Annotated in this window: 11 protein-coding genes, 1 rRNA gene and 1 pseudogene; 10 read left to right on the top strand and 3 right to left on the bottom strand. The window is 73.7% G+C overall.

Features of this window, described 5'->3' with window-relative positions; all coding sequences use genetic code 11:
• The 3 genes and pseudogenes from rrf to ACWCYY_RS40205 all read left to right on the top strand — a co-directional run.
• Positions 1-92, top strand: a 5S ribosomal RNA gene (gene rrf / locus ACWCYY_RS40215); the annotation flags it as partial.
• 219 nt (positions 93-311) lie between these two features.
• Positions 312-1,268: pseudogene (locus tag ACWCYY_RS40210) on the top strand (hypothetical protein); the annotation flags it as partial.
• A gap of 495 nt (positions 1,269-1,763) precedes the next feature.
• Positions 1,764-2,576: a tetratricopeptide repeat protein gene (locus ACWCYY_RS40205; protein WP_345284923.1), complete on the top strand. Its 813-nt coding sequence runs from the start codon at positions 1,764-1,766 to the stop codon at positions 2,574-2,576.
• Positions 2,577-2,659: 83 nt separating this feature from the next.
• On the opposite strand, the gene ACWCYY_RS40200 is transcribed toward ACWCYY_RS40205, so the two are convergent.
• Positions 2,660-4,012, bottom strand: a complete 1,353-nt coding sequence (locus ACWCYY_RS40200) for a DUF1015 family protein (protein WP_449798904.1) — start codon at positions 4,010-4,012, stop codon at positions 2,660-2,662.
• Positions 4,013-4,107: 95 nt separating this feature from the next.
• Here ACWCYY_RS40200 and ACWCYY_RS40195 point away from each other — a divergent pair, with 95 nt between their 5' ends.
• Both ACWCYY_RS40195 and ACWCYY_RS40190 read left to right on the top strand, forming a co-directional pair.
• Positions 4,108-4,566, top strand: coding sequence for a tetratricopeptide repeat protein (locus ACWCYY_RS40195; RefSeq protein WP_345284854.1), 459 nt, complete (start codon positions 4,108-4,110; stop codon positions 4,564-4,566).
• Positions 4,567-4,622: 56 nt separating this feature from the next.
• Positions 4,623-5,651 carry an HAD-IIA family hydrolase gene (locus ACWCYY_RS40190; protein ID WP_345284852.1) on the top strand — a complete coding sequence of 343 codons (1,029 nt, stop codon included), beginning with the start codon at positions 4,623-4,625 and terminating at the stop codon, positions 5,649-5,651.
• A 63-nt stretch (positions 5,652-5,714) separates the two neighbouring features.
• Here ACWCYY_RS40190 and ACWCYY_RS40185 read toward each other — a convergent pair whose 3' ends face one another.
• On the bottom strand, positions 5,715-6,293 hold the full coding sequence (locus ACWCYY_RS40185) for a dihydrofolate reductase family protein (RefSeq protein WP_345284850.1): 579 nt from the start codon (positions 6,291-6,293) through the stop codon (positions 5,715-5,717).
• 72 nt (positions 6,294-6,365) lie between these two features.
• Between ACWCYY_RS40185 and ACWCYY_RS40180 the strand changes: the two genes are divergently transcribed.
• Positions 6,366-6,944, top strand: a complete 579-nt coding sequence (locus ACWCYY_RS40180) for a TetR/AcrR family transcriptional regulator (RefSeq protein WP_449798903.1) — start codon at positions 6,366-6,368, stop codon at positions 6,942-6,944.
• Between the two features lie 61 nt (positions 6,945-7,005).
• On the opposite strand, the gene ACWCYY_RS40175 is transcribed toward ACWCYY_RS40180, so the two are convergent.
• The gene (locus ACWCYY_RS40175; RefSeq protein WP_345284846.1) at positions 7,006-7,353 is read right to left on the bottom strand and encodes a sterol-binding protein; all 348 of its coding nucleotides are present in this window, start codon (positions 7,351-7,353) and stop codon (positions 7,006-7,008) included.
• A 106-nt stretch (positions 7,354-7,459) separates the two neighbouring features.
• Between ACWCYY_RS40175 and ACWCYY_RS40170 the strand changes: the two genes are divergently transcribed.
• The 4 genes from ACWCYY_RS40170 (at position 7,460) to ACWCYY_RS40155 (ending at position 10,133) form a co-directional block, all read left to right on the top strand.
• The gene (locus ACWCYY_RS40170; RefSeq protein ID WP_449798902.1) at positions 7,460-8,116 is read left to right on the top strand and encodes a hypothetical protein; all 657 of its coding nucleotides are present in this window, start codon (positions 7,460-7,462) and stop codon (positions 8,114-8,116) included.
• Positions 8,109-8,288: a hypothetical protein gene (locus ACWCYY_RS40165; RefSeq protein ID WP_345284842.1), complete on the top strand. Its 180-nt coding sequence runs from the start codon at positions 8,109-8,111 to the stop codon at positions 8,286-8,288. Before ACWCYY_RS40170 ends, ACWCYY_RS40165 begins: the two co-directional genes overlap by 8 nt.
• A gap of 20 nt (positions 8,289-8,308) precedes the next feature.
• Positions 8,309-9,115: a TlyA family RNA methyltransferase gene (locus ACWCYY_RS40160; protein ID WP_345284921.1), complete on the top strand. Its 807-nt coding sequence runs from the start codon at positions 8,309-8,311 to the stop codon at positions 9,113-9,115.
• Between the two features lie 115 nt (positions 9,116-9,230).
• The gene (locus tag ACWCYY_RS40155) at positions 9,231-10,133 is read left to right on the top strand and encodes an NAD kinase (RefSeq protein ID WP_345284840.1); all 903 of its coding nucleotides are present in this window, start codon (positions 9,231-9,233) and stop codon (positions 10,131-10,133) included.
• The last annotated feature ends 135 nt before the right edge of the window (positions 10,134-10,268 follow it).

Genomic DNA, 10,268 nt, shown 5'->3' with positions numbered 1-10,268 from the left:
CGCCCGGTTACATTCCGAACCCGGAAGCTAAGCCTCACAGCGCCGATGGTACTGCAGGGGGGACCCTGTGGGAGAGTAGGACGCCGCCGAACAATTCTTCAAAGGCCGTGGCCCCAGCGAATAGCTGGAGCCACGGCCTTTTTGTTTTTCCCGATGGCATCGAGCCGGCTCCCGCCCGACAGCGGGGACGGTCCCGGTGCCGGACAATGGAGCTGGTGTGTGGCCACGCGGGTCGCCGCCAGACCGCACCGGACGGGAAGTCCCGTCCAGGCCGCGCGGTTGAGCTGAAGCAGCAGACAGGAGTCACCACGATGTCGAACCCTCCCCAGGACCGCCCGGACCGTCGCGACGACGGCCGTGGCTACGAGCCCCGGTCGCGTGGCGGCTGGTCCAACGACCGGGGTCCGCGCCGGGATGACCGTGGCGACCGTCCTTCCTACGGCAACCGTGATGACCGCGGCGGCCGCCCCTCCTACGGCAACCGCGACGACCGCGGCCCGCGTCGCGACGACCGTGGTGGCGACCGCCCTTCGTACGGCAACCGTGACGACCGCGGCGGCCGCCCCTCGTACGGCAACCGCGACGACCGTGGTGGCCGTCCGTCCTTCGGTGACCGTGGTGACCGTCCCTCGTACGGCAACCGTGACGACCGTGGCCCGCGTCGTGACGACCGTGGCGACCGCCCGTCCTACGGTGACCGTCCGTCCGGTGGTGGCTTCCGCCGTGATGACCGTGGCGACCGTCCGTCGTACGGCAACCGTGATGACCGCGGCGGCCGCCCCTCCTACGGCAACCGCGACGACCGCGGCCCGCGTCGCGACGACCGTGGTGGCGACCGCCCGTCGTACGGCAACCGTGACGACCGCGGTGGCCGTCCGTCCTACGGTGACCGTCCGTCCGGTGGCGGATTCCGCCGTGACGACCGTGGCGACCGCCCTTCGTACGGCAACCGTGATGACCGCGGCGGCCGCCCGTCCTACGGCGACCGTGGCGACCGCCCCTCCTACGGTGACCGTGGCCCGCGTCGTGACGACCGGCCGGCCTTCGGCGACCGCCCGCGTCGCGACGACCGTGGTGGCGACCGTCCGTCGTACGGCAACCGCGATGACCGCGGTGGCCGTCCCTCGTACGGTGACCGTCCGTCCGGTGGTGGCTTCCGCCGGGACGACCGTGGCGACCGTCCGTCGTACGGCAACCGTGACGACCGCGGTGGCCGTCCGTCCTACGGTGACCGTCCGTCCGGTGGTGGCTTCCGCCGGGACGACCGTGGCGACCGTCCGTCCTACGGCAACCGTGACGACCGCGGCGGCCGCCCGTCCTACGGCGACCGTGGCGACCGCCCCTCCTACGGCAACCGTGACGACCGCGGCGGCCGTCCCTCCTTCGGCGACCGTGGCGACCGCCCCTCCTATGGTGACCGTGGCCCGCGCCGGGACGACCGTGGTGGCGACCGTCCGTCGTACGGGAACCGCGACGACCGTCCCCGTCGGGACGACCGCGGCGGCGACCGTGGTGGCTTCCGCCGGGACGACCGCGGTGGCCGTCCGTCCTACGGTGACCGGGGTGGCCGGCCGTCGTTCGGGGACCGTGGGCCGCGGCGTGAGGAGCGGTCGGACTACGACGACCGCCGGGGCAACTACGAGCCCGTCAAGCGGCTGCCGATCCCGGAGGACGTGACCGGTTTCGAGCTGGACGCGGACGTCCGCCAGGACCTGAAGAGCCTGCCGAAGACCCTCGCCGACGACGTGGCGCGCAACCTGGTCATGGTGGCCCGGACGCTCGACACCGACCCGGAGGAGGGCTACCAGTACTCCCGCGTGGCGCTCCGCCTCGCCTCCCGCGTGGCCTCGGTCCGCGAGGCGGCGGGCTTCGCCTCGTACATGACGCAGCGTTACTCGGAGGCGCTGACCGAGTTCCGCGCCGCGAAGCGGATGACCGGCCGGGTGGACCTGTGGCCGGTGATGGCGGACTGCGAGCGCGGTCTGGGCCGTCCGGAGCGGGCGCTGGCGATGGCCGGTGAGCCCGAGGTGAAGCAGCTGGACAAGGCCGGTCAGGTCGAGATGCGTCTGGTCGCGGCGGGTGCCCGCAGCGACATGGGCCAGTTCGACGCGGCCGTGGTGACCCTGCAGAGCCCGGAGCTGGCCTCCAACGCGGTGCACCCGTGGACCGCCCGTCTGCGGTACGCCTACGCCGAGGCTCTGATCGCGGCCGGCCGTGCCGACGAGGGGCGCGAGTGGTTCGCCAAGGCGGCCGAGGCGGACACCGACGGGGCGACCAACGCCTCGGAGCGGCTCGCCGAGATCGACGGCCTGGAGTTCACGGACACCATGGACCCGGAGGTCGAGGACGAGGCCGAGGGTGACGCGGCCGACGCGGCTGACGAGGGCGTCGAGGACGCTCCGGTCGAGGAGAAGCCGCGCCGCCGGGTCTCCGTGGACGACACCGGCGAGGACCGGGTCATCTACGAGGACGAGGAGGACGTCGAGGAGTACTACGACGAGGACGACCTCGAGATCGACGAGGCGGACGAGGACGAGCTCCGCGACGGCAAGGGCAACGGCGGCGACCGTCGCTGAGGCTGAGTGAACGTCAGAAGGCCCCGGCCACCGAGAGGTGGTCGGGGCCTTCTGCGTTTCGGGGCCCGGGGCCTGACGCCGGTTCAGCCCAGTTCGAGGCTGCGGATCACCAGGCCGGTGGCCGGCTTGGGGCCGAAGGAGGTGGACTTGCGGGGCATGGTGACGCCCTGCTCGGCCAGGCGGCGGACCACGCTCTCGTCCACGGGGTGCAGCAGTACGGCGGTGCCGCCGGTGCGGGCGGCCTCGCGCTCGGCGGCGGCCGAGGCGTGCAGGTAGCCGATGTCGTCGGGGCCGTCCGGCACCCGCCAGGTGTGGTCGAGCAGGACGGAGTGGAGGACGGTGGCGTCCAGGTGGCGCCACTCCTCGGGGCGGTCGGCGCGGACGTGGGCGTCCAGCAGGGCCGGGTCCGGATCGGTGAGCAGGTGGAAGGAGCCGCTGCCGTCGGTGAGCAGGAAGGCGTTGCCGCCGTGCCGCTTGGCCTCGGCGAGGGCCGCCAGGGCGTGCTCCAGCGGGCCGGGGACCTCCTTGACCCGCCACTGCTCGCCGAGGGCGGTCAGGGCGTCGGCGAGCGGCAGGCGGTAGAGCACGCGGTGGATGGCGCGGACCCGGAGCGGGTAGCGGGCGGTGTCCACCAGCAGGACCATGCCGCGGTCCCAGGGGCTGCGGGGGAGGTGGCGGTGCTCGCGCTGGAGGCGCAGGTACATCTCCCAGCGGTGGTGGCCGTCGGCGATCAGGGCGCGGCAGGTGGCCAGGTCGCGGGTGACGGCGGCCAGCTCGGCCGGGTCGGTGACGGCCCACAGGCGGTGGTGGGTGCCGTCGGTGGTGGTCGTGGTGAGCAGGGGCTCGCCGAGCACGGTGCGCTCGATCACGCCGGCCGCGCCGCCGCTGCCCCGGTAGGTGAGCAGCAGGGGTTCGAGGTTGGCCTTGGTGGTGCGCATCAGGCCGACCCGGTCGGCGACCGGACGGGGCATCACGTCCTCGTGCGGGAGGACGACGCCGGCCTCCTTGCCGCTGACGGCGAGGGAGCCGATCAGGCCGCGCTGGAGGATGCCGCCGGCGGTCTGCTCGTAGACGTAGAGCGCGGCCTCGGGGTCGGCGGCGAGCACGCCCTCGCGCTGCCAGTCGGCGAGCAGCCGGGCGGCGTGGCGGTAGCGGGTGTCGCGGTCGGGGCGGTCGCCGCTGTCCTCGGGCTCGGGGCGGGGGAGGATCAGCCGGACGATGTTGTGGGGGTCGGAGGTCTCCAGGTCGAGCCGCCGGTTCGGGTCCACCACGTCGTAGGGCGGCGAGGTGACGGCGGCCAGGTTGCCGACCCGGTCCGGGCGGTAACGGAGGGCGCGGAACGGGGACAGGGACAGCCCCGCCGTGGCGACCTGTCCGGGGTCTCCGGGGCCGCCCGACGGGACACCTGCTCCACTGGGTGCACTGGGTGTCGTCATCCTGGGCATGGTAACCGGGTATGTGCTGTTGAGTGATCACAGTGGCTGGAGGCTGTGTCAGATTTCGTGCACTGGCCGGAGGGAGCGGGGACGGTATGAGCAACGGTGACGGGGTGCCCGAGGGCGAGGTCTACGACTGGTACCGGCGCGGGGCGCAGCTGTTGGAGCAGGGGCATCCGGCGGCGGCGGTGCAGCTGTTGGTGCGGGCGGCGGAGGCCGAGCCGCACTCGCGGAGCGTGCGGGAGGCACTGGCCCGCGCGCAGTACGGGGCGGGGCTGTACCGGGAGGCGTTGGAGAACTTCAAGGCGGTGGCGCAGGCCGATCCGTCGGACGACTACGCTCAGTTCGGGTGGGGCCTGACGGCGGCCCGGCTGGGTGACTTCGAGGGCTCGGCCGAGCACCTGGCGCTGGCGGTGGCGATGCGTCCGGAGGCGGAGCACTACCGGGCGGCGCTGCGGCAGACCAAGGCGACGCTGGCGGCCCGTGCCGGGGCGTACGGGCCGTTGCTGCCGGGGGCACCCGGGTACCGGGAGCCGGGGCAGGACTCCGCCTGACGACTCCGCGCGACGGGGTGACGGACCGAGGACGACGAGCACGAGGTGGCAGCAGCATGACCCAGACCGCGAACGGTACGGCCCGGACGGCGCCCGGGGGCAGTGGGCTCCCGCTGGCCGAGGCGTACGACACGGCGCTGCTGGACCTGGACGGGGTGGTGTACGCGGGCCCGTACGCGATCGACCACGCGGCGGCCTCGCTGGACGTGGCCCGGGCGGGCGGGATGCGGTTGGCGTACGTGACCAACAACGCCTCCCGTCCGCCGCGAGTGGTGGCGGAGCACCTGACCGAGCTCGGCGTGCCGGCCGCGCCCGAGGACGTGATCAACTCGGCGCAGGCGGCCGCCCGGCTGGTGGCCGAGAAGGTGCCGGCCGGGGCGAAGGTGCTGGTGGTCGGCGGGGCCGGGCTGGTGGAGGCGCTGGCCGAGCACGGGCTGGTGGCGGTGCGCTCGCTGGAGGAGGAGCCGCTGGCGGTGGTGCAGGGCTACGACCCGTCGGTGGGGTGGCCGCAGCTGGCGGAGGCCTCGTACGCGGTGGCCTCGGGGCTGCCGTGGGTGGCCTCGAACACCGACCTGACGGTGCCGACGGCGCGCGGCATCGCGCCGGGCAACGGGACGCTGGTGGCGGCGGTGCGGACGGCGACCGGGGTGGAGCCGGAGGTGGCGGGCAAGCCGCTGCCGCCGATGCACCGGGAGACGGTGATCCGGACGGGTGCGAAGCGGCCGCTGGTGGTGGGTGACCGGCTGGACACCGACATCGAGGGGGCGTGGAACGGCGGGGTGGACAGCCTGCTGGTCTTCACCGGTGTGACCACCCCGGCGCTGCTGCTGGCGGCCCCGCCGGAGCACCGGCCGACGTACCTGGCGGCGGACCTGCGCGGGCTGCTGACGGCCCATCGGGAGGCGGTCGCGGTGGACGGCGGCTTCGAGTGCGGGGGTTGGCGGGCCTGGGCGGAGGACGGCGTGCTGCGGCTGGCGGGGGGCGGCGAGGACGTCTACGACGGGCTGCGGGCGCTGTGCGGCGCGGCCTGGTCGGCGGAGCGTCCGGTGGACGGGCGGAAGGCGTTGGAGGAGCTGGGGCTCTGAGGGGCCCGGTGGTGCGGAGGGCGGTGGCCGGTGGCCGCCGCCCTCCGTCGTTCCGTCGTTCCGTCAGCTGGTGGTGCGGGTGAGCCAGGTGACGGTGGTTCCGGTGTCGAAGGACTTCCGGTCGGTCGGGGTGAAGAGGGTGGGGGCGAAGCCGCCGGCCACCATCGGGATGCCGGAGCCGGCCAGCACGGGGTAGCTCTTGACGATCAGTTCGTCGATCTCGGGGAGCAGGGCGCCGGCCAGCCGGCCGCCGCCGCAGAGCCAGATGTCCCGGCCGTCCTGCCGCTTGAGCTCGCGGACGAGTGCGAGCGGGTCGTCCTTGACCACGGTGACGGCCGGGTCGGTGTCGGGGGCCAGGGTGCTGGAGACGACGTAGGTGCGCAGGTGGGCGTACGGGTCGGTGAGGCCGGCGTCGAGGGCGGGGCGGTAGGTGCCGAGGCCCATCAGGACGGTGTCGAAGCGGGCGCCGGGGGTCTCGGCGAGGCCGAGGGCGGCGCGCATCGGGGTGGGCACCGTCTCGGGGAGGTGGCCGTTCATCCAGGTGCTGTAGGTGTCGTTCAGCGGGAAGAAGTCGTACTCGCCGCCGGGACCGGCGATGTAGCCGTCGATGGTGACCCCGACGTAGTAGACGAGCTTGCGCAAACTGGTACCACTTTCTTTGGAGTACTCTGACTGGAGTGGTCAGACCGTAGTACTACGGATGGAGTGGTGTCAATGGCGCGCAGGAACGAGGGGCGGCGGGCGGCCCTGGTGGACGCGGCGATCGAGGTGCTGGCGGCGGAGGGCGCGCGCGGGCTGACCTTCCGCGCGGTCGACGCGGCGGCCGCCGTCCCGCCCGGGACGGCCTCCAACTACTTCGCCAACCGGGACGACCTGCTCACCCAGGCCGGGGCCCGGGTCTACGAGCGGCTGCAGCCCGACGAGGAGACCGTGGCGCGCCAGCGCGCGGCGAAGCCGGACCGGGAGACGTACGCCGCGCTGATGCGGGAACTGGTGGGCCGGGTAAGCGCTTTCCGGACCGGCTACCTGGCACTGCTGGAGCTGCGCCTGGAGGCCACCCGGCGGCCCGGGCTGAGGGACGTGCTGACCGAGCGGGTGCGGGCCGACGTGGCCGCCAACGTGGCCTACCACGAGGCCTCCGGGCTGCCCGGGGACGCGGAGGCGGTGCGGCTGCTCTACCTGGCCTTCAACTGGCTGATCGTCGAGCAGCTGACGCTGCCGGGGGTGTTCTCCGAGGAGGAGCGGGAGCGGCTGGTCACGGCCGCCGTGGAGCGGATCGTCCCGGCCGTCTGACGGCGCGTCGGAGCTGTCGTCAGGTGGCCGGGAAAGCGCTTGCCGCGGAGGTGGGGCGCGGTCAGAGCAGCGAGCGCAGGCGGAGCAGGTCGCGGAAGCCGGCCTCCAGCTTGACCCGGCCGGAGGCCCAGGCGGAGGCGAACTTCAGGGAGCCGCCGACCATCGCGACCAGGTCGTCGCTGGTCATGGTGAGGCGGATCTCCGCCTTGGTGGCGGGCGGGCCGGGGTGCTCGGTGAGGTCGGCGATCTCGCCGCCGCGCAGCCGGCCGGTGAAGGTGACGTCCAGGTCGGTGAGCCGGCAGCTGAGCGAACGGTCCAGGGCAGCGGCCTGCCGCACGTCGCCGTCGGCGCCCGTGAGGTTGCGGCTGAGCTGTTCCAGTGCCGTGCGGCACTCCTCGGTGCTGGCCATCGCTGTGATCTCCCGTCAGGTTCGGCGGCCCACGCTATCGCAGTGCCGACGGCCTCCCTCGGGTAGCGTCGTCGGCGAGGGCGGGAACGGCACGGAGGAGGCGGAGATGCTGCGGGATCTGGTGCGCGGGATGGTCGTGGTGGCCACCGAGGTCGCCGAGGAGGCGGGCAAGCGGGCGGTGGTGCTGCTGGAGCAGCTGCCGCCGGTGGTGAAGCGGGTGGAGACCCTGGCCGGGGAGGCCGTGACGGCCGGACGGGCCGGGATCGACCTCGCGGTCGGGGTGACCCGGGCCGAGGCCGAGAAGGTCTTCGAGAAGGTCGGCGACCAGGTGGTGAAGGTCGGCGTGGTGCTGAGCTACCTGGAGAAGCAGCTGGTCGGCGGGGCCGAGGCGGAGAAGGCGCCGGAGCCCGAGCAGCCGCAGGAGCCCAGGGCGGCGGGGCTGTTCGACCAGGGGTGGGAGCAGGAGGTCCGCCGGCCGGAGCCCGAGTGGGAGCCGGAGCCGGAGCTGGAGGAGGAGCCCGATCCGGGACCGGACGCGTGGTTCGTGCCGGGTGAGGACGAGGAGCCCGAGCCGGATCAGGTGGTGGCCGCTCCGGTGCAGAAGGCGGCGAAGAAGGCGGCGGCGAAGAAGACCGCTCCGGTCAAGAAGGCGGCGGCCAAGAAGACGGCGGTCAAGAAGACGGTCGTGAAGCGGACCGCGACGGTGAAGAAGACCACCGCCCGGAAGGCCGCGCCCGCCAAGAAGAAGCCCGCCGATGACTGACCCGGCGGTGCTGGAGGACGAATCGTACGACCCCACCGGGCTCCCCGAGGTGGACGCCGAGCTGGCCCGTCTCGCCGAGTCGGCCGGGGCGGAGACCGGGGAGCGGGTCGCGGTGTACGAAGATGTACAGCAGCGGCTGGCGGACGTGCTGGCCGCGCTCGACCGGCAGTAGGAGATGGAACCCCAGTGGCAGTGGCACGACGCCGACTCGACGCGGAGCTGGTCCGCCGCAAGCTGGCCCGTTCGCGTGAGCACGCGAGCGAGCTGATCGCGGCCGGGCGGGTCACCGTCGGCGGCACCACCGCGACCAAGCCCGCCACCCAGGTGGAGACCGCGGCGGCCGTGGTGGTGGCGAAGGACGAGAACGACCCGGACTACGTCTCGCGCGGCGGGCACAAGCTGGCCGGGGCGTTCGCGGCCTTCGTGCCGCAGGGGCTGGTGGTCGAGGGCCGCCGGGCGCTGGACGCGGGCGCGTCCACCGGCGGGTTCACCGACGTGCTGCTGCGGAGCGGGGCCGGGCACGTGCTGGCGGTGGACGTCGGCTACGGGCAGCTGGCCTGGTCGCTGCAGAGCGACGAGCGGGTGACGGTGATGGACCGCACCAACGTGCGGGAGCTGACGCTGGAACAGATCGGCGGCGAGCCGGTCGACCTGGTGGTGGGCGACCTGTCGTTCATCTCGCTGGGCCTGGTGCTGCCGGCGCTCGCGGGCTGCTGCGCGCCCGACGCCGACCTGGTGCTGATGGTCAAGCCGCAGTTCGAGATCGGCAAGGACCGGCTCGGCAGCGGCGGGGTGGTGCGCAGCCCGCAGCTGCGCGCCGAGATGGTCCGTCAGGTGGCGGGCCACGCCTGGGAGCTGGGGCTCGGGGTGCGCGCGGTGACCGCCAGCCCGCTGCCGGGGCCCTCGGGGAACGTCGAGTACTTCCTCTGGATGCGCCGGGACGCGCCGCAGCTGGACCCGGCGGACGCGGAGCGGGCGGTGGCGGAGGGCCCGCAGTAGGGCGCGCGTGGCCGGTTTCACCACTTCCGGTGGGCGGGTGCCCGGATAGGGTGCTCCGCAGGCGTCCGGTCCGTTGCGCCGCAGCGGGGGCAGGTGTGAGGGAGAGGGCAGCAGCATGAGCGACGAACGTACGGTCTTCCTGATCGCGCACACCGGCCGGGAGACCGCGCTGCGCAGCGTCGAGGCGCTGGTGCACGGCCTGTTGAAGGCGGGGATCAGGATCCGCCTGCTCTCCGCCGAGGCGGTCGGGCTCGACCTGCCCGACGGGGTGGAGCTGGTCGGCGGCGGGCACGGTGCGGCGGACGGCTGCGAGCTGATCCTGGTGGCCGGCGGGGACGGCACGCTGCTGCGCGGGGCCGAGCTGGCCCGGGAGTCCGGGCTGCCGATGCTCGGCATCAACCTGGGCCGGGTGGGCTTCCTGGCGGAGGCCGAGCGGGACGACCTCGCGGTGGTGGTCGAGCGGGTGGTGGACGCCGACTACGAGATCGAGGACCGGATGACCCTCGACGTGGTGGTGCGCACCAACGGGGACGTGCTGTACGAGGACTGGGCGTTGAACGAGGCCTCGATCGAGAAGGCGTCCCGGGAGCGGATGCTGGAGGTCGTCACCGAGGTGGACGGGCGGCCGGTGTCCAACTTCGGCTGCGACGGCGTGGTGCTCTCCACCCCGACGGGGTCGACGGCGTACGCGTTCTCGGGCGGCGGGCCGGTGGTGTGGCCGGAGGTGGAGGCGCTGTTGATGGTGCCGATCTCCGCGCACGCGCTGTTCGCGCGGCCGTTGGTGACCTCGCCGCACTCGGTGCTGGCGGTGGAGGTCCAGCCGAAGACGCAGAACGGGATCCTCTGGTGCGACGGGCGGCGCTCGTTCGAGCTGCCGGCGGGGGCGCGGGTGGAGGTGCGGCGGGGGAGCACGCCGGTGCGGCTCGCCCGGCTGCACCGGGCGCCGTTCACGGACCGGTTGGTCGCGAAGTTCGCGCTGCCGGTCACGGGGTGGCGGGGGCGCGGCGGGGCCTGCTGACTGGTGCCTGCCGGCTGACCTTCGGCAGGGCAGCGACCCGGGGGCGCGAGGAACTGCGCGCAGGGGAACGGCAGCACGTGCAACTGGCTCGCCTGCCCCGATCCAGCGCTGGTCCGCCTTCCGTACTCGCGCAGT

The organism is Kitasatospora sp. NPDC001664 (assembly GCF_053596675.1).
Note: the sequence above shows the minus strand (reverse complement) of the source record. Positions and strands in the feature narration are given on the sequence as shown.